This is a genomic window from Gilliamella sp. ESL1225, assembly GCF_058502635.1.
On the sequence record NZ_CP196358.1, the window covers coordinates 973154 to 999775 of the forward strand.

General features: G+C 33.9%; 28 protein-coding genes and 1 pseudogene. 18 read left to right on the top strand and 11 right to left on the bottom strand.

The features are described 5' to 3' along the window. Window positions 1-71 precede the first annotated feature (71 nt). The 3 genes from ACSYSW_RS04335 (at window position 72) to ACSYSW_RS04345 (ending at window position 3154) form a co-directional block, all read left to right on the top strand. A complete protein-coding gene (locus tag ACSYSW_RS04335) occupies window positions 72-1286 on the top strand; it encodes an MFS transporter (RefSeq protein ID WP_491704527.1) in 1215 nt (404 codons plus the stop codon). A 296-nt stretch (window positions 1287-1582) separates the two neighbouring features. Beyond that, window positions 1583-2530 carry a Dyp-type peroxidase gene (locus ACSYSW_RS04340; protein ID WP_491704526.1) on the top strand — a complete coding sequence of 316 codons (948 nt, stop codon included), beginning with the start codon at window positions 1583-1585 and terminating at the stop codon, window positions 2528-2530. 189 nt (window positions 2531-2719) lie between these two features. After that, a complete protein-coding gene (locus tag ACSYSW_RS04345) occupies window positions 2720-3154 on the top strand; it encodes a DUF1161 domain-containing protein (RefSeq protein ID WP_491704525.1) in 435 nt (144 codons plus the stop codon). 151 nt (window positions 3155-3305) lie between these two features. Here ACSYSW_RS04345 and fabB read toward each other — a convergent pair whose 3' ends face one another. Beyond that, window positions 3306-4517: a beta-ketoacyl-ACP synthase I gene (fabB, locus tag ACSYSW_RS04350; RefSeq protein ID WP_491704524.1), complete on the bottom strand. Its 1212-nt coding sequence runs from the start codon at window positions 4515-4517 to the stop codon at window positions 3306-3308. A 510-nt stretch (window positions 4518-5027) separates the two neighbouring features. Here fabB and rplM point away from each other — a divergent pair. The 4 genes from rplM (at window position 5028) to ACSYSW_RS04370 (ending at window position 7328) form a co-directional block, all read left to right on the top strand. After that, complete coding sequence (rplM, locus tag ACSYSW_RS04355) at window positions 5028-5456, top strand: 50S ribosomal protein L13 (RefSeq protein WP_491704523.1); 429 nt, start codon at window positions 5028-5030, stop codon at window positions 5454-5456. 12 nt (window positions 5457-5468) lie between these two features. Beyond that, window positions 5469-5861, top strand: a complete 393-nt coding sequence (rpsI, locus tag ACSYSW_RS04360) for a 30S ribosomal protein S9 (protein ID WP_491704522.1) — start codon at window positions 5469-5471, stop codon at window positions 5859-5861. Between the two features lie 336 nt (window positions 5862-6197). Next, a complete protein-coding gene (locus tag ACSYSW_RS04365; protein ID WP_491704521.1) occupies window positions 6198-6842 on the top strand; it encodes a glutathione S-transferase N-terminal domain-containing protein in 645 nt (214 codons plus the stop codon). A 60-nt stretch (window positions 6843-6902) separates the two neighbouring features. Further along, complete coding sequence (locus tag ACSYSW_RS04370) at window positions 6903-7328, top strand: ClpXP protease specificity-enhancing factor (RefSeq protein WP_491704520.1); 426 nt, start codon at window positions 6903-6905, stop codon at window positions 7326-7328. A gap of 116 nt (window positions 7329-7444) precedes the next feature. On the opposite strand, the gene flgA is transcribed toward ACSYSW_RS04370, so the two are convergent. Continuing rightward, a complete protein-coding gene (gene flgA, locus ACSYSW_RS04375) occupies window positions 7445-8086 on the bottom strand; it encodes a flagellar basal body P-ring formation chaperone FlgA (protein ID WP_491704519.1) in 642 nt (213 codons plus the stop codon). A 188-nt stretch (window positions 8087-8274) separates the two neighbouring features. On the opposite strand from flgA, the gene flgB reads away from it, so the two are divergent. From flgB to flgJ, 9 genes are read left to right on the top strand one after another with little or no spacing between them, the layout of a single operon-like run. Further along, window positions 8275-8682: a flagellar basal body rod protein FlgB gene (gene flgB, locus ACSYSW_RS04380; RefSeq protein ID WP_491704518.1), complete on the top strand. Its 408-nt coding sequence runs from the start codon at window positions 8275-8277 to the stop codon at window positions 8680-8682. Window positions 8683-8688: 6 nt separating this feature from the next. Continuing rightward, a complete protein-coding gene (gene flgC, locus ACSYSW_RS04385; RefSeq protein WP_491704517.1) occupies window positions 8689-9093 on the top strand; it encodes a flagellar basal body rod protein FlgC in 405 nt (134 codons plus the stop codon). Between the two features lie 27 nt (window positions 9094-9120). Next, window positions 9121-9855 (top strand): flagellar hook assembly protein FlgD, encoded by a 735-nt coding sequence (locus tag ACSYSW_RS04390; RefSeq protein ID WP_491704516.1) that lies wholly within the window; start codon window positions 9121-9123, stop codon window positions 9853-9855. A gap of 48 nt (window positions 9856-9903) precedes the next feature. Further along, window positions 9904-11115 (top strand): flagellar hook protein FlgE, encoded by a 1212-nt coding sequence (gene flgE / locus ACSYSW_RS04395; RefSeq protein WP_491704515.1) that lies wholly within the window; start codon window positions 9904-9906, stop codon window positions 11113-11115. Between the two features lie 14 nt (window positions 11116-11129). Further along, on the top strand, window positions 11130-11885 hold the full coding sequence (locus tag ACSYSW_RS04400) for a flagellar basal body rod protein FlgF (RefSeq protein ID WP_491704514.1): 756 nt from the start codon (window positions 11130-11132) through the stop codon (window positions 11883-11885). A 45-nt stretch (window positions 11886-11930) separates the two neighbouring features. Further along, on the top strand, window positions 11931-12713 hold the full coding sequence (gene flgG, locus ACSYSW_RS04405) for a flagellar basal-body rod protein FlgG (RefSeq protein ID WP_491704513.1): 783 nt from the start codon (window positions 11931-11933) through the stop codon (window positions 12711-12713). A 24-nt stretch (window positions 12714-12737) separates the two neighbouring features. After that, entirely contained in the window at window positions 12738-13424 is a 687-nt protein-coding gene (locus ACSYSW_RS04410; RefSeq protein WP_491704512.1) for a flagellar basal body L-ring protein FlgH, read from the top strand. An 11-nt stretch (window positions 13425-13435) separates the two neighbouring features. Next, window positions 13436-14545: a flagellar basal body P-ring protein FlgI gene (locus ACSYSW_RS04415; protein WP_491704511.1), complete on the top strand. Its 1110-nt coding sequence runs from the start codon at window positions 13436-13438 to the stop codon at window positions 14543-14545. A 21-nt stretch (window positions 14546-14566) separates the two neighbouring features. Continuing rightward, on the top strand, window positions 14567-15661 hold the full coding sequence (gene flgJ, locus ACSYSW_RS04420) for a flagellar assembly peptidoglycan hydrolase FlgJ (RefSeq protein WP_491704510.1): 1095 nt from the start codon (window positions 14567-14569) through the stop codon (window positions 15659-15661). A gap of 13 nt (window positions 15662-15674) precedes the next feature. On the opposite strand, the gene cmoB is transcribed toward flgJ, so the two are convergent. Then, window positions 15675-16646 carry a tRNA 5-methoxyuridine(34)/uridine 5-oxyacetic acid(34) synthase CmoB gene (gene cmoB / locus ACSYSW_RS04425; protein WP_491704509.1) on the bottom strand — a complete coding sequence of 324 codons (972 nt, stop codon included), beginning with the start codon at window positions 16644-16646 and terminating at the stop codon, window positions 15675-15677. A gap of 19 nt (window positions 16647-16665) precedes the next feature. Next, window positions 16666-17400, bottom strand: a pseudogene (cmoA, locus tag ACSYSW_RS04430) (carboxy-S-adenosyl-L-methionine synthase CmoA); the annotation flags it as partial. Between the two features lie 336 nt (window positions 17401-17736). On the opposite strand from cmoA, the gene ACSYSW_RS04435 reads away from it, so the two are divergent. Together ACSYSW_RS04435 and rnd are read left to right on the top strand one after the other, a co-directional pair. Then, window positions 17737-18636, top strand: a complete 900-nt coding sequence (locus ACSYSW_RS04435; protein ID WP_491704508.1) for a metallophosphoesterase — start codon at window positions 17737-17739, stop codon at window positions 18634-18636. A gap of 12 nt (window positions 18637-18648) precedes the next feature. Next, on the top strand, window positions 18649-19734 hold the full coding sequence (rnd, locus tag ACSYSW_RS04440) for a ribonuclease D (RefSeq protein ID WP_491704507.1): 1086 nt from the start codon (window positions 18649-18651) through the stop codon (window positions 19732-19734). A 116-nt stretch (window positions 19735-19850) separates the two neighbouring features. Here rnd and mmuM read toward each other — a convergent pair whose 3' ends face one another. The 7 genes from mmuM to ACSYSW_RS04475 all read right to left on the bottom strand — a co-directional run bounded on the left by mmuM (window position 19851) and on the right by ACSYSW_RS04475 (window position 26538). Next, window positions 19851-20792 carry a homocysteine S-methyltransferase gene (mmuM, locus tag ACSYSW_RS04445; protein WP_491704506.1) on the bottom strand — a complete coding sequence of 314 codons (942 nt, stop codon included), beginning with the start codon at window positions 20790-20792 and terminating at the stop codon, window positions 19851-19853. Window positions 20793-20835: 43 nt separating this feature from the next. Next, the gene (mmuP, locus tag ACSYSW_RS04450) at window positions 20836-22239 is read right to left on the bottom strand and encodes an S-methylmethionine permease (RefSeq protein WP_491704505.1); all 1404 of its coding nucleotides are present in this window, start codon (window positions 22237-22239) and stop codon (window positions 20836-20838) included. Window positions 22240-22446: 207 nt separating this feature from the next. Next, window positions 22447-24123 carry a DUF945 family protein gene (locus tag ACSYSW_RS04455; protein WP_491704504.1) on the bottom strand — a complete coding sequence of 559 codons (1677 nt, stop codon included), beginning with the start codon at window positions 24121-24123 and terminating at the stop codon, window positions 22447-22449. 751 nt (window positions 24124-24874) lie between these two features. Beyond that, window positions 24875-25213, bottom strand: coding sequence for a MafI2 family immunity protein (locus ACSYSW_RS04460; RefSeq protein WP_491704503.1), 339 nt, complete (start codon window positions 25211-25213; stop codon window positions 24875-24877). Continuing rightward, on the bottom strand, window positions 25210-26094 hold the full coding sequence (locus ACSYSW_RS04465; RefSeq protein WP_491704502.1) for a polymorphic toxin type 50 domain-containing protein: 885 nt from the start codon (window positions 26092-26094) through the stop codon (window positions 25210-25212). Before ACSYSW_RS04465 ends, ACSYSW_RS04460 begins: the two co-directional genes overlap by 4 nt. Window positions 26095-26156: 62 nt before the next feature. After that, complete coding sequence (locus tag ACSYSW_RS04470) at window positions 26157-26360, bottom strand: hypothetical protein (RefSeq protein ID WP_491704501.1); 204 nt, start codon at window positions 26358-26360, stop codon at window positions 26157-26159. A gap of 37 nt (window positions 26361-26397) precedes the next feature. Further along, window positions 26398-26538: a hypothetical protein gene (locus tag ACSYSW_RS04475; RefSeq protein WP_491704500.1), complete on the bottom strand. Its 141-nt coding sequence runs from the start codon at window positions 26536-26538 to the stop codon at window positions 26398-26400. Window positions 26539-26622: the final 84 nt, after the last annotated feature.

The window sequence follows — 26622 nt, forward strand, 5'->3', positions numbered from 1 at the left end:
GCATTATCTATTAAAAGAGACTTTTTAATTAGTTTATGACATAGGACTTATACTACATATGGGATACTTAAATGAAAAATAAAACAACAATTTCAGTTAATAAATTATTATTAATTGCAGGAACCGGCTGGTTATTTGATGCAATGGACGTCGGTTTATTATCATTTATTTTAACGGCTCTTAAAGAGGATTGGGGATTATTACCTACTGAATTAGGATTGATTGGTAGTGTCAATTCAATTGGTATGGCGGTTGGGGCATTTGCTTTTGGTATTTATGCCGATAAAAAAGGGCGAAAAGCGGCTTTTATGCTGAGTTTATTAATGTTTAGTCTTGCTAGTGGGTTAAGTGCTTTTGCATTTGGTTTAACAAGCTTATTAATTCTTCGATTCTTTATTGGTATGGGTTTAGGTGGAGAATTACCGGTTGCATCGACTTTAATCAGTGAAAACGTCGACAGTAAGATAAGAGGTCGAATGATTGTATTAGTCGAAAGCTTTTGGGGATTAGGATGGATTGTTGCCGCTTTAATTGCTTATTTCTTGATTCCAATACCTGAGATTGGTTGGCGTGGTGCGTTACTTTTATGTGCTCTTCCTGCTTTGTATGCTTTATATTTACGTCGTAATTTGCCGGATGGAACTCACTATATTAAAAACATGTCTCAATCACAAAAAGAATCAATTTTTAATAAAATAAAAGGATTATGGACTGCCAATTATCGTCGACAAACTTTAATGCTATGGATTTTATGGTTTTGTGTTGTCTTTTCGTATTATGGCATGTTTTTATGGTTACCAACTGTTATGACAACTAAAGGTTTTCCGATGGTAAAAAGTTTTGGTTATATGTTTATTATTACCTTAGCACAACTACCGGGTTATTATACCGTTGCTTGGTTAATTGAACATATTGGTCGTAAATTAATTTTAGTCATTTATTTATCTGGAACGCTAATTAGTGCTTATTTATTTGGTATTGCTGATTCCGAAACACAATTATTAATTTTTGGTTCTTTACTTTCCTTTTTCAATTTAGGTGCCTGGGGGGCGATGTATGCTTATACACCTGAACAATATCAAACATCAATACGAGCTACAGGTGCAGGCATGGCTGCGTCAATTGGACGAATTGGCGGGATATTAGGTCCTTTAATGGTGGGATACTGCATTTCATTTAATATATCTATTAGCCTTATTTTTACGATATTTAGTCTTGCTATCTTGTTGGCTATTATTGCTGTTATCTTTTTAGGGAAAGAAACAAAACAAACTGAATTACTTTAATATTCAAAAGTTAGTCTATTATTAAAAAATAAAAGACAAACCAAAATTAAATAATAACCAATGCTAGATTATTATTTGATCTTGATATTAAACTAAATTAAATCAAATGCTTACTGAGTTATCAACAGGTTTATTAATAACTTATTAAGCCTTTGCGTGCATAACCTAAAAAGAATATAAACAGGGCTTTTTTAATAGCAATCTTTATGGAGATTGCTAATTTTTATTAATAATTCTTATTCTAAATCCTATTTGTTATTTATTCACAAAAGCAACATTAATTTGAAGGAATCATTATGAAAAGCGAATTAAAAAGTAATCCTCAACCTGTGACTAATCCTCCTGGTAAATCTGCAATGTTTATGTCTTTCAATATTAAAGCAACGCCAGAGGCGCAATCAGCTATTAAGGCATTTTGTACCGATTTTTCTGCTTTAATTCGCAGTATGACCTTGCGCGATTTTTCACGTAGCTTTTGTGCCATTATTGGATTTGGTTCTGATGCCTGGGATCGGTTGTTTGGCATACCCCGACCTAAAAAATTACATCCTTTTCAAGAAATTAAAGGTGAAAAACACATCGCACCAGCAACTCACGCCGATTTGTTTTTTCATATTCGAGCCAATGATATTGATCACTGTTTTGAATTTGCACGTGAAATGATGATAAAAATTGGTGAGGCAGTTATACCGGTTGATGAAGTTGTTGGGCATCGCTCGTTTGATGCAAGAGGGATTTTAGGATTTGTCGATGGCACTGAAAATCCATTAGGAATTGATGCTATCAATTATACAGTGATTGGTGATGAAGATCCTGAATTTAGTGGTGGCAGCTATGTGTTAGTACAACGTTATGAACATAATATGAAAGCTTGGGCGCAATTACCCATTGAGCAACAAGAATTAGTGATTGGGCGCCGTAAAACAGATGACTTAGAACTTACTGCGCAAGAAAAACCGCACAACGCACATAACTTTTTAACCAGTATTAAAGATGAAAACGGTAATGATTTAAAAATTGTTCGTGATAATTTACCCTTTGGTAGCCCAGCCCACGATGTTTATGGGACATATTTTATTGGCTATGCTAAAGATCCTGATGTAACGGAAAGAATGCTACGTAATATGTTCATTGGTGATCCAGTTGGGAATTATGATCGAATATTAGATTTTAGTACAGCCATAACTGGGGCATTATTTTTTGTACCGTCGTTAAATTTATTAAAACAATTGGCACATAAATAAGATTTATTATTTCGAGGTAAATAGCAAGGAATAAATTAATAGTTATTTGATTTATTTATAAAAATAAATTTTTAATTTATTAATGAGCGATATAGACAGTAAAATCAATCGTTTTATAATGCTAAGAGTTAGTCCAATAGTTGATGAGTTATTTTAATCAGTTATTTCATTTTAACAAAAGGAAAACCTATGAAAAAGCTTACTGTAAAATTAGTGCCTATGTTATTAATATTAGGATTGCCTCTATTTGCTTTTGCAAACAATTGCGACGAAATTCGTCAAAATATTGCGACTAAAATCGAGAATAATGGTGTTCCAGCTGATTTATTTCAATTAAATCTTGTTGCGAGTGATTTAGCAGATAGCCAAGTTGAAGGTCAAATTGTTGGCTCATGTGATGCGGGACAACAAAAAATAGTTTACTTGCGTTTAGATGAAGTGGCAACAAAACCGCAAAGGTCAATTGATCAGACGGTAGATGCTAAATCACAAGAAATATTAACAAATCAATCTGTTGATCAGCAAAAAAGCAATATTGAAAAAGCATTACCCAATACTAAAGATACACAACCAATTATCGTTGAAGAACAAAAAGAAATCTTGATTGCACCTACTGCAAATTAATTGATTTGATGGAATGCATATTTAGGTAAAACTATCGATTAAATAAGATGTCAGGAATAGTTCTAAATAGTTCAATTCGCTTCTAACTAAAAAGCAAAAAAGCAGGATGAACCTGCTTTTTTTATTTATTAAATACTATTATCAAGCTGATTTAGCCTTGATATTTTTTCATCACGATTGATGCATTAGTTCCACCAAAACCGAAGCTATTTGACATTACTGTTGTTAATTCGCGTTCAGTTGGTTTAGTAATAATATTCATACCAATTGCAGCTTCATCTAACTCATCAATGTTAATACTTGGCGTAATAAAACCGTTTTCTAACATTAATAACGAATAAATTAATTCTTGTGCGCCTGTTGCACTTAATGAGTGACCTGTCATCGATTTAGTTGATGAAATCGCTGGAATATTATCACCAAATACTTGTTTAATCGCCCATAATTCTTTCACATCACCTACTGGGGTTGATGTGCCATGGGTATTAATATAGTCAACCGGTACATCAAGATCTTGAATTGCTAATTGCATACAGCGCATAGCACCTTCACCTGATGGTGCAACCATATCATAACCATCCGATGTAGCAGCATAACCGACAAGTTCACCGTAAATGTGCGCACCACGTGCTAAAGCGTGCTCTAATTCTTCAACAACGACCATACCCGCACCACCGGCAATAACAAAACCATCACGATTAGCATCGTAAGCACGTGATGCTTTTTCAGGTTCATCATTATATTTGGTTGATAAAGCGCCCATGGCATCAAATTCACATGACATTTCCCAGCAAAGCTCTTCGCCACCACCCGCAAAGACAATATCTTGTTTACCTAATTGAATTAATTCTGCCGCATGACCAATACAATGAACGGAAGTGGCACAGGCAGAAGTCATAGAATAGCTTACGCCTTTAATCTGAAATGGTGTTGCAAGGCAAGCTGAAATAGCAGATGACATTGAACGAGTAACAGCGTAAGGACCAACGCCTCGTAAGCCTTTGTTTTTCATACCTTCAACGGCAGAATATTGATTTTTTGTAGAGCCGCCATAGCCAGCAATTAAACCTGTGCGTGGGTTTGAGACTTGTTCTGGGGTTAATTTGGCATCTTCAATGGCCTGTTGTAGTGCTAAATATCCATAAACAGAAGCATCATTCATAAATCGGGCAACTTTACGATCAATAAGACCTGTTGTATCTAATTTAACGTTTCCGCAAACGTGACTGCGCATTCCGCTATCTTTCATTTCTTGTGAAAAGGTGATACCACTTTTACCAATTTTTAATGATTCTAATACTTCTTTGGTATTATTTCCGATACTAGAAAGAATACCTAATCCAGTAATAACTACACGTTTCATTAATACAAAACTCCTACATTAACTTGCTTCTTACGAAAATTGTGTTAATTATAGCGTACACTTGTAAGCTGAACAACACTAAAATAATTTATTTATCACATACAATGATTAGAAAGATACCGTATTACGGTATTTAGTTAAAATACTTAACCCCAAAACAACATGGCAACATAACAAAATTAAAATAAATTTGGATAAATTTAAATTATTTTTACTTGCTATAAGCATTAAATTAGCTAAAACATTTTTTATATAAATGTATTTAGGTGATAAAAAAGGTTAAAAATAATGAGTCAACTTGAAATCATTAAAATATTCGCACTTTTTATTTATTTCTGTATAATGTTGCAACCCACGTTACAGCAACGTTCTTCCCAACGTTGTTTTCGGTTGTGAAAAATTAATATAACAACTCGAAGGGGTTTGTTAGTTAACAATAGCAATCAAAAAGTGTAAATAAATCAATAGATTTATTAACGTGAGATTAATTAAATTTTTGGATAATTACTAATGAGTACTTTTTCAGCCAAACCAGAAACAGTTAAACGCGACTGGTATGTTGTCGATGCAGCAGGTAAAACATTAGGTCGTTTAGCTACTGAGATCGCCAGCCGTTTGCGTGGTAAACACAAACCAGAATACACACCACATGTTGATACAGGTGACTATATTATTGTTATCAATGCAGAAAAAGTTGCTGTAACCGGCAAAAAACGCACTGATAAAATTTATTATCGTCATACTGGTTATATTGGTGGACTTAAAGAAGCGACTTTCAAAGAAATGATTGAACGCCATCCTGAACAAGTCATCGAGATTGCCGTAAAAGGCATGTTACCGAAAGGTCCTCTTGGTCGTGCAATGTACCGTAAACTTAAAGTTTATGCAGGTAGTGCGCACAATCATGCGGCTCAACAACCGCAAGTATTAGATATTTAAGGGGAATAAAAGATGGCTGTTAATCAATATTACGGTACAGGTCGCCGCAAAAGTTCTTCTGCTCGTGTTTTCATCAAACCAGGTAGTGGAAATATCGTTATTAATCAACGTTCATTAGAGCAATATTTTGGTCGTGATACAGCTCGTATGGTTGTTATGCAACCACTTGAGTTAGTAGAAATGACTGATAAACTTGATCTTTATATCACAGTAAAAGGTGGTGGTATTTCAGGTCAAGCTGGAGCAATCCGTCATGGTATTACTCGTGCTTTAATGGAATATGATGAAACATTACGTTCTGCTTTACGTCAAGCAGGTTTTGTTACTCGTGATGCTCGTCAAGTTGAACGTAAAAAAGTGGGTTTACGCAAAGCGCGTCGTCGTCCACAGTTCAGCAAACGTTAATTGTATTGCGAAAGCATGTTTCAAAACCCAGCAATTGCTGGGTTTTTTATTTTGTAAAAAAAAGATATTTTTAATGTAAATAGGAATTAACCAATAAATTAAATTCATAATTATTACGGGTTTATTTTCTCAAAACAAGTCAGTAAAAGAGGTTTTTTTCTTATCTTTCAAGCATATTTTAATTAAATTGTAATTTAAAAAATTAAAAAAATAAAAATAAAACAAACAGTTAAATAAATGGTTATAAAAAGAATTACATTTTTTTAACAAATTTGTTAATCAATTTGATAGAATAAGTAACAAGTCGGTATTTAAATAATATGTTTGGGAGTGAACATGGTTGTTGCTGTGAATAAACGTTCTGTAATGACATTATTTTGTAATACAACGGATATATATGGACATCAAATTCGTTTTGTTTTAGCCGAAAAAGGGGTAACGGCAGATATAGAATTTGTTAATGCTGAAAATATTCCCCAAGAATTATTAGATCTAAATCCATACGGCTCTATTCCAACGTTGATTGATCGCGATCTAACTCTTTATGATCCCCATATAGCTTTAGAATATCTTGATGAACGTTTTCCTCATCCTCCTTTAATGCCTGTATATCCTATCATTCGAGCTAATACACGTTTATCCATGTATCGAATGAAAAAAGAGTGGTATAAAGGATATGAAATCATTATATCTGAGCCTGAAAGCGCGCAAGCTAAAGAAGCTAGAAAAAATTTAACAAATGATTTAATTGCAATTTCTATCATGTTTAAAGAAAAGGATTACTTTTTAAGTGATGATTTTTCACTAAGTGACTGTTATTTTGCTCCTCTACTTTGGCGTTTACCCTTATTAGGTATAGAGTTACCAAAAGTTGCTGAAAAAAATTACTTGCCTTATATGGCACGTATATTTGATCGTAGCGCGTTTATCAATTCTTTAACGGATGATGAAAGAAAAATGCGTATGCAGCGTAATTATTAGTATTATAATTAATGATCATATTGATTTAATCATTATATAATGATGATTTATAGGTAAAACATGATTGATATCGAACAAATGACACCAAGGCGTCCTTATTTATTTAGAGCGTTTTATGATTGGATTTTAGATAATGAATTAACACCTTATATTGTTGTTAATACAACTGTTTTAGGTGTGATGGTACCAGAATCTTTTATTGAAAATAATCAGATTATTCTAAATATTGCGCCTCAATCAGTTGGGCAATATTCTTTTAATAATCAAAAAATTGAGTTTAATGCTCGTTTTTCTGGCGTTCCTGAACATATTATTGTTCCTATGGCTGCAATTCAAGCTATTTACGCACGAGAAAACAACGTTGGACTAGCCTTTGAAGAAGAACCTTATTACCTAAAAGAGCATCATAAACAAGAAATATCGCAAGATGAAAAGTCAGCAACGAACAAAAAACAGACAACGAATCCGTTTCATATTGTTGAATAATTTGCAGATGTTTTCTTTGTCATAATAAATCGATTATTAAGGTAGGTTATACTTTCTTTTGATGAGAGTTAACTTATCTTCAATTAGTGGTATTTGTTTTTTATGATGATTTTCCGTTATTGAAGCGAAATTTGTAATCCATCTTCCGTTACAAGCCCCATCATTATTTTGCCGCTTAATAATCTTACTTTGATAAAATCCCCTAATTGACCATTCGTCAAAGCTTTACCTTGAGATTCAATTCGAAAACCGTCACCCAGCAAAATAATTTTTATATTCTGCCCAGCTTTAGCTAGCCAGCTTTTACGTAACATTGTTGATTTAATAGGTTGATTACGTTGAATGTTTCGTAATGCGACTTGTCCTGTAATTATATCGTCATCAATGATTATATCTCTCGCCAATTGATCTAAAGGTCCAGTAATTAACTCAATATCGTCTTGCATTAAAGTCTCACCAGAGGATATATTGCGTTTAGCGACATAATAATTGCCAATAACGTGAATATGCATATGTAAAAAATATTTTTTGCCATTACAACTTGCGACAAGAATCGTTTTTCCGAAATATTTATTAGGGTTAGTTAATGATAGGTCTGGCTGCTTACAAGACAAGTTTGGTAAAGGATTTGTTTGTTTTACATTAATATTATCAATCGCTTTAGCAAAAGGTGACGTAATTAATTTTTCGCTAAAGAATTGATTGATTTGTGTCGATAATTCATCCGCAAAGGCGGGATTTTTTGTTAAAAATAACAAAAAAAATAATCCTATCAACTTGAATTTTTTCATATTTTTTAATTCTATTCCATAACAAGATAATCATTGTAACGGATTACGACTTAGTTCAAAGCTTGAAATAAGGATAAATTTAACCGTTATTTATACAATAATTTTTTTTTGACTAGCTTAAAATTTATAACATCGAAATGAAGAGAGTTAAGGAAATGTTAAATAAACTGGAATCAATGATTGGTTTTCATCGTCAAGCATTAAGTTTACGCGATCAGAGGCAACAAATATTAGCCGCTAACATTGCCAACAGTGATACACCTAACTATCAAGCGCGTGATATTGATTTTAGTGCGCAATTAAAAAAAGTTATGATGAACGAATCCGACATGGACGTTAACCTCAATATTACTAAAACAAATCATATTAGTGATAATAGTAATTTATCCATTAATCATCCTATTTTATATCGCATCCCTTACCAAGCCTCTGCTGATAATAATACAGTCGATATGGATATGGAACGTATGGCATTTATGGATAATAGCCTACGTTATCAAACCAACCTAACGATTTTAGGTGAACAATTTAAAAGTTTAATGACAGTATTACAACAAGGATAATTAGGCATGAGTTTTTCAATTTTTGCGATTTCAGGCTCCGCCTTAAGCGCGCAAACACAGCGTATGAATGTTAGCGCAAGTAATTTGGCAAATGTTGACAGTGTTACAAGCACAAATGGGGAAGCTTATAAAGCTAAGCAAGTTATTTTTCAAGTAGATGATGGATATATGCATAGCGGCATTGGTGGCGTAAAAGTGAGTCAAGTGATTGAAGATCCTACGCCAATGAATTTAGTTTATGAGCCTCATCATCCCTTAGCAGATGAACGTGGTTATATTCAAAAACCCAATATTGATGAAGTAGCTGAAATGGTTAATACCATATCGGCATCACGTAGTTATCAAGCTAATATTGAAGTCATTAATACGGCAAAAAATCTAATGTTAAAGACATTATCACTCGGACAATAGTAGGGAAAAATTATGGGTGTCTCAAGTATGTCTATTCAGCAAAATAGCGCTATCAGTCCGACTAATAAAGCAAGTTTAAGTCAGGGTAATTCAAGTCAAGAATTACATGATAGTTTTTTAACGTTATTAATTGCACAAATGAAGAATCAAGATCCGACTAACCCAATGGACAACAGTCAATTAACTTCACAATTGGCACAAATTAGTACTTTATCGGGTATAGAAAAATTAAATACGACATTAGGTGTCGTATCAGGGCAAATGGATAATAATTTATCGGTAACAGCCAGTAATATGATTGGACATGGCGTTATGATTCCGGGTAATAAAATTTTAGTTGCGTCATCAAAACCTGAATTCCAACCACGTGCGGAAGAGGGGGGGGATAAAGATAATATCCCACCAACTGGCGAAACAGTCACGACTCCTTTTGGTTTTGAGTTAGCCAATAAAGCTGATTCAGTTATTGTGACAATCAAAGACGAAAAGGGCAATGTAGTACGCAAGGTTGACATGGGGAGTGTTGCGGCAGGTGTTAGTTCATTCACTTGGGACGGTGAATTAGACGATGGAACAATGGCGCCTGATGGCAGTTATAGTTTTTCAATTGATGCCACCTACAATGGACAAAAAGTCCCGGCGACTTCTTTGTCTTATTCAGTCGTATATGGGGTTATCAATAGTAAAGTGAATAATACGATATTACTTGATTTAGGTTTATCAGGAACTATTAGCATTAATGAAGTCAGACAAATTCTTTAAAATTCAAATTTGTCATGATTTAAATTCTTTGTGATTTAAGGAGTAGAAATGGGATTTTCTCAAGCAGTCAGTGGTATGAATGCAGCATCAAAACAGTTAGATGTTATCGGTAATAATATCGCTAACTCGGCGACAGTCGGTTTTAAAAGTGCGGGTATTTCGTTCGCTGATATGTATGCAGGATCTAAAGTAGGGATTGGGGTAAAAGTTGCCGCAATTACACAAAATTTTAATGATGGTGTAACGACAAATACTAACAATAAGCTTGATGTGGCAATTTCTGGAAATGGTTTTTTTCGTTTAATAGACAGTAATGGACAGGCGCTATATACACGTAATGGGCAATTTCAATTAGATAATGAACGAAATATTGTTACAGCCGATGGATTAAAGCTAACCGGCTATTTAGCGAGCGGTAATCCGCCTAAAATACAAGAAACCGGTAATCCTGTCCCTTTATCTATCCCTCAAAATAGTTTAGCCGCGACAGCAACGACGAAGGGTTCATTGGTTGTTAATCTTAATGCTAATAATAAAGTGCCTGAAAAATCACCCGTAAATGCAACAAATGCAGAAACATTTAATTATTCTAATACGATAACAACCTATGATTCATTAGGTAATGAACGTAATATTCAATTGATTTATGTAAAAACGGCTGATAATAAGTGGGATGTACATTACCTTGATACCAGTGATCCAAAAGCGGCTCTTAAGCAAGCAGGTGTGATGGAGTTTGATAAATCGGGTAAATTAATTAGTGATCCTTCGATGACGCTAAATATTAGCGGTTTAAATGGCTCAGCCGATAATACCATTACCATGGCGTTCGATAAAACAACGCAACAAAATATGGGTAGCGACGCTGGAAGCATTAAAACCCCTATAATTGATGGATATGCAGCAGGTAATTTAATTGGTTATAACATTAATAATGATGGCAGTATTTATGGAATTTATTCTAATCAACAAACGTTATTATTAAGCCAAATCGTAATGGCTGATTTTTCTAATATTAATGGTCTTGAATCCGTTGGTGGTAATAATTGGCAAGCAAATGGTAACTCAGGGCAAGCAGTGATAGGTTTTGCAGGTACCAGCACATTTGGCTCATTAACTAGCGGTGCAGTTGAAGCTTCGAATGTCGATATGAGCCAAGAATTAGTCAATATGATTGTTGCACAACGTAATTATCAATCTAATTCGCAAACCATTAAAACGCAAGATCAGATTTTAAGTACGTTAGTTAATCTACGTTAATTGTTAGGATTACTATGGATCGTGTAATTTATACATCAATGACAGGCGCAAGCCAAACATTGTTGAAACAATCAATTACTTCACAAAATCTTGCTAATGTATCAACGCCCGGTTTTCGGGCGCAGTTAGCTGCAATGAAAGCAGTCCCTATTTTAGGGTCGGATTTACCAACTCGAACAATGGTCACAACAACTACGCCTGGATTTGATTCAAGCCTCGGTATGATGGATTATACAGGAAGGGAGTTAGATGTTGCTTTAGAGCAAGATCATTGGTTAGCCGTATCTTTGCCAGATGGATCTGAAGCATATACGCGTTATGGGGCGATTCAAATAGATAATGAAGGGCTTTTAACGGTAAAAGGTTACCCTTTATTAGGCACTAATGGTGAATTAACTGTACCAACTCAATCGCAAGTGAGCATCAGTAACGATGGTACCATCTCGTTTTTGGGTGCGGGTAATAAAGCGACGACGATTGCACAGGCAGGCAAAATTAAACGTGTCAATATTACTTCTAATGAGCTTATACGTGATGATAATGGCTTATTTCGTTTGACCAACAAAGCACGTAATGAACGAGGCGCAGTATTAGATGATAACCCTAATACTTCATTAATGTCAGGCGTGCTTGAAGGGAGTAATGTTAACCCCGTGTCGTCAATGGTTGAGCTCATTAGTCAAGCAAGGCAATTTGATATGCAAATGAAAGGAATTTCAACGGCGGATGAAAATGCCCAAAAAGCCAATCAATTATTATCATTAAGTTAATGGATTATTATTTTTATAAAATCAGTAAGTTAAAAGGTTAAACTCATGATTAAATCATTATGGATAGCCAAAACCGGTTTATCTGCACAGCAAATGAATATGGATATTATTTCTAATAATCTTGCGAATGTCAGTACCAATGGTTTTAAACGTAATCGTGTTGTATTTGAAGATTTGCTTTATCAAACAGTTCGTCAACCTGGCGCACAATCTTCAGAACAAACAACATTACCTTCAGGATTACAAATTGGTACGGGGGTCAGACCCGTCTCAACAGAACGTATTCATAGCCAAGGTAATCTTGAAGCCACTGACAATAGCAGTGATGTTGCGATTAATGGGCAAGGTTTTTTTCAAGTATTATTACCGGATGGTACGCAAGCCTATACTCGTAGTGGTACATTTCAAGTTAATCAAAATGGACAACTTGTAACTGCAGCTGGTTATGAAATCCAACCTTCTATTACAATGCCAAGTAATGCAACGAAAATGAGTATTTCGCGTGATGGCATAATCAGTGCAACTTTAGCTAACCAAACATCACAAGTACAAGTTGGTCAATTAACATTAACCACATTCATTAACGACACAGGGCTTGAAAGTGTCGGTGAGAATTTGTATTTAGAAACAGAAAGTTCAGGGGCACCGACCGAAAACACACCAGGTTTAAACGGCGCGGGACTGTTATATCAAGGATATATTGAAACCTCAAATGTTAATGTTGCTGAAGAATTAGTCAATATGATCCAGGTACAACGTGCGTATGAAATCAATAGTAAAGCGATTTCGACCTCAGATCAGATGTTACAGCGTTTAAATCAACTCTAATTAATTGTGAAGATAGGCGACGTGATGAAATATTTTTGGTTATTTATTTGTGCAAGCTGTTTAATGGCTTGCGCACAATTACCGAAAAAATCTTTAATTGAAGGTGAGACAAGTATTGAGCCTCATATGCCCAATATGATTAATATGAATGGTTCAATTTACCAAACACCTGAATTAAGTAATTATGGTTATCAGCCTATGTTTGAAGATAGACGCCCAAGGCATGTGGGCGATGTTCTAACGATTCTATTACAAGAAAATGTCAGTGCAAGTAAAAGCTCGTCAGTTAATGCAGGTCGCAGTAGTGCTTCTAGTTTAGGTATTAAATCGATCCCAAAAATTCTTGGATTAAATAATCAATTAGGCAATGGAAAATTAGATACCGATATTTCTGGCGGCTCCGATTTTAAAGGATCAGGCGGAGCGAATGCAAAAAATACCTTTAGTGGAACTATCACAGTTACGGTTAGTGAAGTATTGATAAATGGTAATTTAAAAGTGATTGGTGAAAAACAAATTGCGATTAATCAAGGTACTGAATTTATACGTTTTTCGGGTATTGTTAATCCACGCACAATTAGTGGTGCAAATTCAGTTATATCAACACAAGTTGCCGATGCGCGTATTGAATATGTAGGTAGCGGTTATATTGATGAAGCGCAAAATATGGGTTGGTTGCAACGCATATTTTTGAATCTTTCCCCTTTCTGATAGGTTAAAACGTGATAAAAAAATTCTTTTTTAATCTTAAATTAGTCATAGTGTTTTTTTTAGGTATAGCAAACGTTAATGCTGAGCGTGTTCGTGATCTTGTTATGATTGAGGGAGTCCGAGAAAATGCCCTTTTAGGATATGGGCTTGTCGTTGGTTTAGATGGCACAGGCGATCAAACATCACAGACTCCATTTACTATTCAAAGCATAACCAATATGCTTTCCCAATTAGGTATCACAGTTCCCTCAGGAACTAATATGCAATTAAAAAATGTGGCAGCTGTGATGGTTACAGCTAAATTACCGCCGTCACCACGTGTAGGACAAGAGATAGACGTTGTTGTTTCCTCATTAGGTAATGCAAAAAGTTTACGTGGTGGGACTTTACTCATGACACCTTTAAAAGGTGCTGATAATCAAATTTATGCTATCGCACAAGGTAATCTATTAGTTGGCGGAGCAAGCGCGGGTCAAGGAGGTAATAATATTACCGTTAATCAACTCGCAGGAGCGATTATTCCAAATGGTGGACGAGTTGAACGTGAATTGACAACCACTTTTGGCAAGCAAGATGTGCTACATTTGCATCTTAATGAATATAGCCTTTCGCAAGCTTTAGCAATAACCAACGCGATTAATAAACTTAAAAAATTATCCGCAAAGACCATTGATGGAAGTACCATCGCACTTTCGATGCCTAAGGATAGTCAACAGCGCATCGAGTTTTTAGCTCGGATTCAAAATCTTGAAATTGTAAAAAGTCCAATCCCAGCTAAAGTTGTCATTAATTCGCGTACAGGCGTTGTAGTTATGAATCAAAATGTAAAATTAGATAATTGTGCTGTCGCACAGGGAAATCTCTCGGTCACTGTTAATAATAGTTTTAATGTTAATCAACCTAATACTCCTCTTGCCGGTGGCTCAACTGTCGTTACCCCACAAACAAATGTAGGGATGCAAGAAGATGGGGGGTATTTACATGCGATTAATAAAAGTACTAATTTACAACAAGTCGTTAATGCGCTAAATCTTTTAGGTGCAACACCGACTGAATTAATGTCAATTTTACAGGCATTAAAATCAGCAGGTTGTTTAAATGCGTCGTTAGAAACACTTTAATAAAACTCGGTTATGCATAATATGATAAAAGATCCCATTAACCGCTTTGCCTATGATATGAATGGTTTTAATCAATTAAAACGTCAGGCGGCCTTGGGATCTCATCAAAATGTTCAGGAAGTTGCCAAGCAGTTTGAAGGGCTTTTTATTTCAATGATGATGAAAAGCATGCGTCAAGCGGTACCCGAAGGCGGATTATTTAATAGCTCTGCAACTCAATTTTTTACGTCAATGTTTGATCAACAAATAGCAATGCAATCCAGTAATAAAGGATTAGGTATTGCTAAAATGCTGACTAAGCAATTAATGGCAGACACAAATGCCTCGACAACGGTAGATTCTAGCAATAATTCTTCAAACAACGCGACCGATTTACAATCTAAACACCTAGACAAGAAAAGTAATCGCTTTACATTTGCCGATCAGCATTTAGCGCAATCTTTATATCATGATGCCTTTAAAAATAATTCAACAAATATTCCAACGCAGGCACTAGGTCATTTGTTATATCGCGCTAATAAACCAACTACGTTACATCAAGCTAACGACATTAATGTTATTCAAACAAGTCATGCTTTAGAGGATAGTGTAAATAAAAAAGTACACCACTTTATTCAAACATGGTTAGAGCCAGCACAAAAAGCGGCTAACAAAGTCGGGATCCCTTACGAAATTATTATTGCCCAAGCCGCGTTAGAATCAGGATGGGGCGAAAAGCAAATTTTAACTCATGATGGTAAACCTAGTTATAATTATTTTGGCATTAAAACAAATACGGCATGGCAGGGTAAAACCACCGAAATTATGACCAGCGAATACATTAGCGATCAAAAACAAAAAACCATCGCCAGCTTTAAAGTTTATGAGAATCATGAGCAAGCCATTGAAGATTACACTAAATTATTAACAACCAATAAACGCTATGAACCCATCAAGCAAGTATCAACTGCCAAAGAAGCGGCGCATGCATTACAACAAGCAAATTACGCCACCGACCCCAATTATGCCGCTAAACTTAATAAATTAATTGATAAAATTCATCTATTTAATAAAACAAATCATCAGTTAAATTCATCAAGCATTAAACCATTAAAATTTTCAATGAGTCCGTTTTGATTATTTTATCATTTTACTTTCGAGCAATAAAAACAGCTCTAACAGGGGCAGGATAGCCTTCAATCGTTTTATTGATATCGTTTGCATCAAGAAAATCAGCTAAAGAATTGGACGTCATCCATTCGGTTTTACGCTGCTCGGTCAGTTCAGTTTTAGCCACATCGACAACTTTGACTTCTTTAAATCCGCATTTATTTAACCAATTAATCATCGTTTTAACTGTTGGAATAAAATAGACATTACGCATTTGTGCATATCTTTCACCTGGCATTAAAGCTTGATGTTCATCCCCTTCAATGACAAGAGTTTCAAGGATAAGTTGTCCATTCTCGATAAGCTGATCTTTTAATTGATATAAATGATCTAAAGGTGAACGACGATGATATAAAACACCCATTGAAAAAACGGTATCAAAAGCTTGTAATTTAGGTAATTGCTCTATACCTAATGGCAATAAATGGGCGCGGTTATCATCACCTAATAATTTTCTAATGGCTTCGAATTGGCATAAATAAAGCGCCATAGGATCTATGCCTACTGCTAATTTAGCGCCAGCACCAAGCATACGCCATAAATGATAACCACTATTACAACCAACATCTAACACTGTTTTATTATGTAACGGATCGATATGGTTAATTAAACGTTGCCATTTCCAATCGGAGCGCCATTCAGTATCGACATGAATACCATAAAGAAAAAAAGGACCTTTTCGCCATGGCATCATGGTTTTTAAAAGATGAGTAATACGCTGTTTTTCACCTTCTGATAAAGGTTTATTGCAACTTGCAGTTACACTATCTTGTAAATCAATTATATCTGGAGTGAGATGCGGTAAATGATCAATACTGTTTAATAATTTTTGATAGTTGTTATCATTATTTTGTTTTTGCCAATGGGCTAACTGGCCAGGAAGAACTAAAAGCCAGTCGGCTAATTGTTTATGCTCCGCTATTAATTTATAAAAACGACCAAAATCAATCATTAAATTTAATCCTGTAAAACTATTTGATATCGCGTTTAATGGCAATAATCGATCCAAAATTAAAACATTGATACCAAGTATCAATATGGCTAAAACCTGCATGCTCTAAACGCTGTTTATGCGTTGCAATAGAATCGGTTAGCATCACATCCTCAAGCATCGTTCTTTTTTGGCTAATTTCGAGTTCGCTATAGCCATTTGCACGTTTAAAATCGTGGTGCATATTGAAAAGCAAATTATTGATTTCATTATCTTGGAAGCTAAATTTTTCCGATAAAACTAGAATGCCATTAGGATTTAGTGATTGATAAATATGATTTAATAGCAATTGTTTTTTTTCGGGTGCTAAAAATTGTAAGGTGAAATTAAGCACAATCATTGAGGCATTATGCATTTTAACATCACAGATATCTTGGCAAATAACCGATACAGGTGTTGACGATTTATAAGCATCAATATGGCGTTGACAGCGGTCAACCATCGCTTTCGAATTATCAATTGCCACGATATGACAATTAGGTTTTTGAATATTACGCCTAATAGCTAAAGTCGCCGCACCTAAAGAACAACCTAAATCATAAATCATGGAATTAGCTTGTACAAATCTTTCGGCTAACATGCCTATCATCGAAATAATATTTGCATAGCCAGGTATTGAGCGTTCGACCATATCAGGAAAGACTTCGGCAACTTTCTCATCAAATGCCCAATTGCCTAATTTATGGATAGGTGTTGCGAACAATTGATCTTTTTTAGAATTCATAAAATTGACTAATAATACAAAGTTTTTAGGTGAACAAAAATAATTCTGCTATGATACCACTTTTATTTTGTGATTGTTTGTAAAATGAAGAATTTAATCTTAATAGTCGCTGTTATAGTGATTATTTGTATGTCGATATATTTAGGAAAACGTTTAAAAGTTTGGTTTAATTTACGTTTTAATCAATTGGTTAATGTTCTGTTTTGGTTAATAATTTTCAGTTGCTCTTTTTCGTTTTTTACTTCGCTTATTCTTCAGTCTTTTTCTTATTTTTGGTTACCAATTATAAGTGAATATCTTTTTGCTGTTGTAATATGTGCGGTCTATATGATGCTTCTATTTGATGGGTTACATTTGCTATTTAAACAGTATTTTCCTATTGATAATTGGACTCGTCTTTCCTATATCCTATCAGTATTCTTATTATTCGGTTACGGTTATCTTTTAGCAAACGATCCTACCATCCGTTATTATCAAGTTACCATAAATAAAAAGGCGAATATTGACCATTTACGCATTGTACAAGCTTCTGATTTACATATAAATGAAAAGACATCCAATGGATTTATTGATAAGTTAGTCAGCGATATTAATCAATTAAAACCCGATATTATTGTATTTACCGGTGATATTATTGATAAGCGTTTATCACCTTTTGTTGATCATGCTTTTGATAAACAATTACAGCGATTAAAAGCTAAATATGGCACTTATGCCGTAGTTGGTAATCATGAATATTATGGATTAAAAGAAGAAAATAAAACGATAGATGATGTAATTAACGCTTATTCGACAGCTAATATGAAAGTCATGGCGGATGATGTCATTTATAATGATAAGTTAGGAATAACGTTGATAGGTCGTTATGATTATTCCGCTTATCAATATGGGATCCCGCGTGCAAAGCTAGACGATTTAGTCTTATTTGCCGATGATGAAAATCCTATTATCTTATTAGATCATCAGCCGAAAGAATTGGAACAATCAGCAAAATTAGGCATAGATCTCATGATATCAGGCCATACGCATGCCGGACAATTATTTCCACTTAATTTGATTGTCGCTGCTATGTATAAAAATTCGCATGGAAAATATTATGATAATAAACATGCCTTTACAAGCATTGTTAGTAGCGGTTATGGATTATGGGGCCCCCCAATACGTTTAATGACACAAAGTGAAATTGTGGTTATTGATGTTACATTTAATGATTCTAAAACACATTAAAAGGAACCGATTTTGTCTTACGTTTATATTACGACTGACGAGCAATTGGCTGATTATTGTACAAAAATCGCTAACAGCCACGAACTGGCATTAGACACCGAATTTATGCGAACAAGAACGTTTTATCCGATATTAGGATTAATACAAGTTTATAATGGTGAGTTTGCCGCTTTAATCGATCCACTAAAAATTACGCAATGGCAATGCTTTATTGCTATTTTGCGCGATAATAAAATAAAAAAATACTTGCATTCGGGTAGTGAGGACATTGAAGTTTTTTTACATTATTTTAATTGTATCCCTGAACCTATCATTGATAGTCAAATTTTAGCTTCTTTTTTAGATAACCCTATTTGCGCAGGATATGCTACGTTAGTTAATAAATATTTACATATAGAATTAGACAAAACAGCAACCCGAACCGATTGGTTAAAACGGCCTTTAACTCCTATTCAATGTGATTACGCCATTAATGATGTACTTTATTTATTGCCGTTAATTCATAAACTACAGACTTTATTAAGCGAAAAAAAATGGCTTAACGCTGCCTATGAAGAATGTGAACTCCATCTACGAAATAGAATTGAACCTATAGATGAAAATTCACTTTATATACAAATTAAAAACAGTTGGAAATTAAAAGGCAAAGCATTAGGACAATTACAAAAACTAACAAAATGGCGTTATAATCTCGCTAAAAAACGAAATATTGCGGTTAATTTCATTGTTCCAGAACCTATATTATGGTGTATTGCCAAAAATGAACCTACTTCATTAGCGGAACTAAATCATTTAGGATTAGCCGGAAAAGAAATTCGCCTTTACGGTATGGATATCGTCGATTTATTAACGCAAGAGACGCCTTCATTACCTGATATAAAACGCCTTAATCATTTACCAAATTACAAATTGCAGGTCGAGAAACTAAAGCAAGCAACTGATGAGATAGCTAAATTAACGGGATTAAGCCCAACGCTTTTAATATCAAAACGTCTAATCCATCAATTTATTCGATGGCAGATAAATAAAACCGATGATTTACCGGATATTTTGACGGGTTGGCGAGCTCAGCTTTTTCGTCCATATTGTGAAGAGTAAAATAACGAATAAAGATAACGCCTTATCCAATACCTAAATTAATACCTGAACAATACGTTATCTTTTTTTTGATTTTTCAAAAATGTTATTCTGTTAAAAATAACTTGCTATATTAGCTATATTAATAAATCAGCAATTAATTTAATGTCTGCTGGGGTTGTTTGGCAACACCCACCAATTAACTTAGCCCCTAATTTTTGCCAAATAGGTAATTGATTGCTGAACGTGCAACTCGAAACCTGAGTAGCATGCCATTTTTTGCTAATAGGATCGTAAATTTCTCCCGAATTTGGATAAACAATTAACGGTTTATTGGTTAAATGATTTAATTTTTCTAAAGCCGGGGTAACCTTATCAAGTGCGATACAATTAATCCCAATACTTGCGACTTGATCATTATCATTTAAAAAATTCACGACATTTATTAAATCTGTACCATCACTTAAATGTTCACTATCTTTTAGGGTAAAGGAAAACCATGCAGACATATCTTTGAACGATTTAAGTATTTGCATCAATGCTTTAATTTCACTAAATGACGGTAAAGTTTCAAAAGCTAATATATCAACTCCTGCCTCGACTAAGGCTTGTATTCTAGCAAAGTGAAATTTAATAAATTCTGCTTCAGTTAATTGATATTGACCTGTATATTCAGCGCCATTGGCGAGATAAGCACCGTAAGGACCAACAGAGCCCGCAATAAATAAAGACTTTTCATTAATGTTAGCACAGTGATTTAGGTATTGCGCTTTAGCTTGCAAAGCAAGGTCTACACTGAGTTTTATTAAGCGGATTGATTCATCGTTATCTATTCCTTTTTGTGCAAAAGCAAGCGGTGTTGCTTGATAGCTTGCTGTTATGGCACAATTTGCTCCGGCATTGAAATAATCATAATGAATTTGTTTTATGATCTCTGGGGCTTCATAAAGCACCTTAGCAGACCAAAGGACATCGCTTAAATTACAACCTCGGCGCGTTAATTCACTTGCTAAGGCGCCATCTAAAACAATATGCTGTTTAGATTCTAAAATTTGACTGATTGGGTTATTTTTTAACATATATCACTCTGTTTAAATTAGCATTTAAAATTAACTTATTTGATTATTTTTTGCTGGAATACTTTTTGCATAATTGTGTTAAGTGATAAAGCATAAAACAAACAATAATAAATGGTATGCCAAAATAAAGTCCAATTCGTTGTTCTGGATCAAAAGCAAGCCCAATACACGCTAACAAACACATAGAAAACCCCAAAATAGGGACTAGTGGATAAAATGGGGTTTTATATTTGAGTTGTTTAACCTGATCTATCGAAAGTTGCCTTCTAAAAAAGAATTGTGAAGCGCAAATTGCTAGCCAAACGGCAACGACGGCAAAACCAGAAATAGCCGTTAATGCAACATAAACGGTAGATGCAGCATATTTTTCACAAAATAATGATAAAACGCCACCAAGCATACTAACGCTAATGGCAATAGCTGGGATCCCTTTAGACGTTAATTTACTAAAGCATTTTGGTAAAGTGCCTTGATTTGAAAGTGACCACATCATTCGCCCTGATGCATATAGTCCAGAATTAGTTGCCGATAAAATAGCCGTTAATATAACAAAGTTCATAACATCAGCAGCATAAGGTATGCCTATTTTTTCGAATGCAACAACAAAAGGAGATTGGCTCACGTTTGCTTCATTTTGTGGTATTAAAGCAGCCAAAACAAAAACGGTACCAATAAAAAAGAATACTAAACGAAAAATTGTTGTTCGAATAGCAATAGGAATATTTTTTGCCGGATCTTTAGTTTCGCCTGCAGCCACGCCGATTAATTCTGTCCCGGAATAAGCAAAGTTAACGGCGATCATGGTCATAATAATCGGTAAAATTCCATGAGGAAATAAACCTGATGATGTCAAATTATCTAAATACGGGGCTGGCTTATTATCTGTCATTGGAATAAGTCCAAATATTGCAGCCGAGCCAGCAATAATAAAAACAATAATAATCATTACTTTAACAATCGAAAACCAAAATTCGCTTTCTGCAAAAAATCGTACGGTAAAAATATTTAATAAAAAAATCATCAAACCAAAGAGCATACACCAATGCCACGAAGGGACATCAGGAAACCATCGGGTCATAGAGGTAGCACAAGCAATTAAATTTGAGCCTAAAGCGACAGTCCATGTTAACCAATATAACCAAGCAACAGTATAACCGGTAGCAGGGCTGATATAACGGGATGCATAAGTATGAAAGGCACCCGTTTCAGGCATTGCAACGGCAAGTTCTCCTAAACATAGCATGACTAAGTAAACAACAAGAGCACCGATAATATAAGCTAAAATAGTACCCATTGGACCTGCTTTAGCAATCACATCACCTGTACTATTAAAAAGACCTGTACCAATTACACCCCCAAGAGATAACATAATTAAATGGCGAGATTTCATTGTACGTTGAAATTGTTTAACGGGTGATGTTGTCGAATCTTGATTTTGGTTTATCATAATAATTCTCCATTCCTTTTGGTTTATAATAGCTATTAATATTTTTGCAAAAGTTATTTAGATTTTTAGCTAAATAATTAAAACTTGTAACACAAAAATTTTAACCATGTTTCACATATTTACTTTTTGAATCATGGTTAAAAATAATTTTTAAAAAAATTGTACTAAATTAAAAGGATTAAAAAAATTTCAAAAAAGCTTATTTTTCTAATGATCATCACCAAAGATTGCTTCAAGTATTTCAAATGGATAACTAACACCATTAATAATAACTTGATCGTCATTTGTCCCTTTATCATAATGTACATCGCTGTAAACACCGGATTTACCGTCTTTTTCAAATTTAAAATAAGGGAGTGTTTGTAGAAAATACAAACTCATATTTACATCTCTTTTAGCGCTTGAAAATTGTTCATCTGAAACGTTATTATTATCTGGATCCATTATTTGAGCATAGGTATAACTTAAGCTATCTAACGGTGCATCCAGTTTAAGATCAAAATTCGTTAAAGCGCCTATAATTGAATAATTATCCCATATTGAGCTGTCCGTTATCGAATTATCCGTTTTAGTTAAAAAATCAAGTTTTATTTCGCCTTTTTTATTTTTAAAAATCAAATTCTTAATGTTTAAATAATTTAATTTATTAGTAATTATTAAATCACCCTCAAGATCAAGATCAAACATGAGGTTGCCAAGATTTTGCTTACCATATTGGAAAGCGCTTAGTTGATTTTTAGATTGAATATTATTGAAATTAGGTGAAACAGAAACTTGGCTTGAAAAGTTATCCATTATGAGAGATAGAGGATTAGATAGCTCGCTATTATCGTTTAATTTAAGTTTACCTATTTTTAACGTATATTCATTATTTGTTTTTGACGTTAACAAGAAGTCATCGAATTGCACTGCTCTTGTAGCGTTATCCGTAATATTTAAGTTATTAATACTATAATTAAGCTTCAAAATTTGAATATTATTTAAAAAATAATTATTTGTATATAAATTTAAATCCTGACATTGCTTAGAATCGCTACTATTATTTTGTCCTGAATCAGAAGTACAATTTAATAATGATTGAATATTTAAATTATTTTTAATTGTTGTATCGACTTTTAAATCATTAATTTGCAGACTTGCTTTGTCACCACCTGATGGTAACAATGAAAAGTTTCCAACATCTATCGAATAATCTAATAATTTCGTTTTCTTATCATAACTAATTTTTATATCACTCTTATCGATATTGAGATTATGATCACCATGATTAAGCTTAAATTTAGGGTAATTAAGCTCAACTTTAACATTATCTAAATCGGCATTTGTTTTTACTATTGTTTTACCAGCAGCAAATTCAAAATTACAATTGCTGGTATTTCCGCAAATTTTTTCTTTTATATTAGAAGAGTTTGTAGATAAGGCGTCATTTAAAAAAGTTACGGTTATATCATTTGAGTAACTGACATTAATATCCGTTGTAATAAACGGCTTATTTCCTGCTAATTCCCAAAGTTCAGGACTCGCTTTTTCACTCATTTGATAATTTACCCATAATAATTTAGGAGCAAAATTACCAGCCTTTAAAGCAGCTATTGGGAAAGGACCATGATCAATAGTAATGTCATCATCAAATATTGTTTCATTATCTTTGTTATCACTTGATGTAACGGTTAAATGCAAATGCGTCGTAAAAATCCCTTTTTTATAATTACTATATTTAATCGTTAACGAATTGTCATTATTAAATTGGTTTATGCTGTGTGTTAATTCATCTAATTGAAGGGGTAAATTTTTTTCAATAAGATTACCTGTATACCATGAAGTACCTACATAAGCTATTCCTAAAATAACTAAAGTACTAATGGCGATAGTGCTTTTTTTCATGATTTTCTCTTCTCTTTGCTTTTAGTTGATATTAATGACTATTTATAAAAATAGGTCTGCTATTTTGACGAGTTTGTTTTTTTATGCAAGTATATTTATTAAGTAATTTATAATTATGATAAATAAAAAATACACAAATAATATTTTAATATAGATGGTTTTTTTAAAAATAGTACTCGATGATGCCTTTTATTCAAATTTGAAATTTATTTTCCTCTCATATTTACTTTTCTAAAAAAACAGACCATTGATTAAAAATTTATTATTTATTACTAGTAAGGCGTGTTTAAACATGCTTAATAATGCCGGTTGCCGCAGGTATTTGAGGAGCTTAAGGGCGTTAACGTATAGGAATTCGATATCTATCGGTAAGATTATCATGCTGCGTGGCTGTTTTAATTGCCACTGTTAAGCGTGTTTCTTCATCTTTCTCATCACTCGTGCCATCTAACACAAGAGGGCTGTAGAGATAGGCGGCGCGGACACGTTTAATGATATCACTATTATGATAGCGATAATCCGCTTTAGCAAATCCCTCACTGTCCTCGTACTATTAGAAGAAATGTAGATGGATTCTTAGTTGTTTTAATTTATATTATTATCGTAATCGGGATATATAGGAGGAGATAAAATAGATAAAGTAATTTATCAACGATATTGTGCTTATTAATAAAACTGATAAGCAATAATCCCCATTAATAGTAAGGATTTTTACTTATAATATAGATCTAAAAAGTTACAACAATGTTTACTAATATTCTTTGCGTAGATAAAACCAACCTAAATTTCCTTTTTTATCAAGGATACTTTCTTTTATTGAAGTAATAGTAATAATTAACTTCATACCACCATCATATATTTGAGGGAAAATATCTGAAACAACTTCAGCGTGAGCAAATTCCATTTCTTCTTCCTCTGCTTCGGTAAGTGCTTCATCAAAAAACATTTCAACTGTCATGTATTGCCCATCATAATCAAGTGATATACCGCGCATTTTTTTTGAACTTCGACCAATTAAACTATACATAGTACTTCGATTAATTTCATGTTTAACTTTTATGATTTCTTCTGTTATTATTTTTTCATTCATCGTGAAGGTCTCGCCGGTACAATATGTACGCCTGTTTTTGAATAATGGATTATAAAATTAGTTGTTGGAATAAATGATTCAGTTTTTGTATCATAATATAAACCAATAATTTTGTTTGTCGAAATATTTTCTTTAGAGCCTGGAATACCCATAGCTCTTCCTGTCGGAATTTCCCTACCAGTTCCTGCATATTTATTAATTAAATTTTGTGTATTAATATTATTATTCAAAGTACTTCTTGGTGTTGAAGAACTTGCGTTTGCAGTTTTATGTTCATTAGTCCCAACAATATGCTTATTTTGTTGATTCATATTAACATTTAAATTTGGTTTTGTATCAGGAGCGAAATTAACACTCGATTTTACTGGTGTTATATTACCACTTGTTTTCTTTCCAACATATGGATTAAATGGACTAGTTTCACTATATTCAACCCACTTCACCTCACTAAAATCCTGAAACTTAATCGTATGACGTTTAAATGGCGTATTAGGTGATAAGTTTGTTGCACCGACTTCAAGGCTTTTAATGTCATCGGCAAAGGTACCATTTGGTGCACGTGTTGTTATTTTATTAAATGCCGCCATATTATGACGAGTATGAGCCATTTTGTTAATGGCATTTAATTTACTGGCTGCACCAATATCAATCAGTCCATAGGCGATACCTTCATACCCTTTAGGGACAATGCCGGTTTTAGCAATGATTTTTTCACCGATGGTACTGACTTCGTTATCGGTAATAAACCGACTCGCGCCGGCGGCGATATTATCTGCGCCAATAAAGCCAATACCCAGGGCAAGAGGTGTCCCACCGCCTAAGGTGCCAACTTCAGCGCCGGCTGCGGTAATCAGGGTGAGTGCCCCGCCAATGACTTGCAAGCCACCGATAATTTTATTTTCATATTTATCAATAAACGCTTGGTTTTTCTCTGCTTGGGCTTTTAGTGTATCACCCCAAAAATACCCGATGATGCACTTGTTATAGCCGACACAGGGGACATTAACGAGTCAGGACGGGTTGCCGCATCTAAGGCATTACTTAATTGATGAGGGTTAAGATAGCTAAAATAGTCATCAATAAATGCGCTATTAACCGCGCTTGTTGTATTGAGATAGTTTATAAAAAATGACGAGTTAATCGTCATTTTTTATTAAAGAGATTTATTATTTAATAAGCTATTTTTAGGATGGGTAAAAATCTTCACGTTTGAATTGTTTACCTGTGGGTTTAACTTCCTCTTTATCAAATGAAAGAAGATATTCTTCATCATAAAGGCTTACACCATATCCATAAAGGATACCATCTTCTTCACTTATTCCCAAAATTACCCCTTTTTTTCCAACATGCTTACCGGTTTTTTTTTACCATCATAAGCAGGAGGATAATATACGATTTCAACTTCTTGA

Bases quoted from the DNA above. Each gene is read 5' to 3' on its own strand.
- flgC (WP_491704517.1), top strand. From the start codon at position 8,689: ATGAGTTTTTCAATTTTTGCGATTTCAGGCTCCGCCTTAAGCGCGCAA.
- rplM (WP_491704523.1), top strand. From the start codon at position 5,028: ATGAGTACTTTTTCAGCCAAACCAGAAACAGTTAAACGCGACTGGTAT.
- flgB (WP_491704518.1), top strand. From the start codon at position 8,275: ATGTTAAATAAACTGGAATCAATGATTGGTTTTCATCGTCAAGCATTA.
- ACSYSW_RS04390 (WP_491704516.1), top strand. From the start codon at position 9,121: ATGTCTATTCAGCAAAATAGCGCTATCAGTCCGACTAATAAAGCAAGT.
- ACSYSW_RS04365 (WP_491704521.1), top strand. From the start codon at position 6,198: ATGGTTGTTGCTGTGAATAAACGTTCTGTAATGACATTATTTTGTAAT.
- ACSYSW_RS04410 (WP_491704512.1), top strand. From the start codon at position 12,738: ATGAAATATTTTTGGTTATTTATTTGTGCAAGCTGTTTAATGGCTTGC.
- rpsI (WP_491704522.1), top strand. From the start codon at position 5,469: ATGGCTGTTAATCAATATTACGGTACAGGTCGCCGCAAAAGTTCTTCT.
- ACSYSW_RS04340 (WP_491704526.1), top strand. From the start codon at position 1,583: ATGAAAAGCGAATTAAAAAGTAATCCTCAACCTGTGACTAATCCTCCT.
- ACSYSW_RS04470 (WP_491704501.1), bottom strand. From the start codon at position 26,360: ATGACGATTAACTCGTCATTTTTTATAAACTATCTCAATACAACAAGC.
- ACSYSW_RS04345 (WP_491704525.1), top strand. From the start codon at position 2,720: ATGAAAAAGCTTACTGTAAAATTAGTGCCTATGTTATTAATATTAGGA.
- ACSYSW_RS04400 (WP_491704514.1), top strand. From the start codon at position 11,130: ATGGATCGTGTAATTTATACATCAATGACAGGCGCAAGCCAAACATTG.
- flgE (WP_491704515.1), top strand. From the start codon at position 9,904: ATGGGATTTTCTCAAGCAGTCAGTGGTATGAATGCAGCATCAAAACAG.
- ACSYSW_RS04455 (WP_491704504.1), bottom strand. From the start codon at position 24,123: ATGAAAAAAAGCACTATCGCCATTAGTACTTTAGTTATTTTAGGAATA.
- ACSYSW_RS04435 (WP_491704508.1), top strand. From the start codon at position 17,737: ATGATGCTTCTATTTGATGGGTTACATTTGCTATTTAAACAGTATTTT.
- mmuM (WP_491704506.1), bottom strand. From the start codon at position 20,792: ATGTTAAAAAATAACCCAATCAGTCAAATTTTAGAATCTAAACAGCAT.
- ACSYSW_RS04335 (WP_491704527.1), top strand. From the start codon at position 72: ATGAAAAATAAAACAACAATTTCAGTTAATAAATTATTATTAATTGCA.
- flgG (WP_491704513.1), top strand. From the start codon at position 11,931: ATGATTAAATCATTATGGATAGCCAAAACCGGTTTATCTGCACAGCAA.
- fabB (WP_491704524.1), bottom strand. From the start codon at position 4,517: ATGAAACGTGTAGTTATTACTGGATTAGGTATTCTTTCTAGTATCGGA.
- ACSYSW_RS04460 (WP_491704503.1), bottom strand. From the start codon at position 25,213: ATGAATGAAAAAATAATAACAGAAGAAATCATAAAAGTTAAACATGAA.
- flgJ (WP_491704510.1), top strand. From the start codon at position 14,567: ATGATAAAAGATCCCATTAACCGCTTTGCCTATGATATGAATGGTTTT.
- mmuP (WP_491704505.1), bottom strand. From the start codon at position 22,239: ATGATAAACCAAAATCAAGATTCGACAACATCACCCGTTAAACAATTT.
- cmoB (WP_491704509.1), bottom strand. From the start codon at position 16,646: ATGATTGATTTTGGTCGTTTTTATAAATTAATAGCGGAGCATAAACAA.
- ACSYSW_RS04370 (WP_491704520.1), top strand. From the start codon at position 6,903: ATGATTGATATCGAACAAATGACACCAAGGCGTCCTTATTTATTTAGA.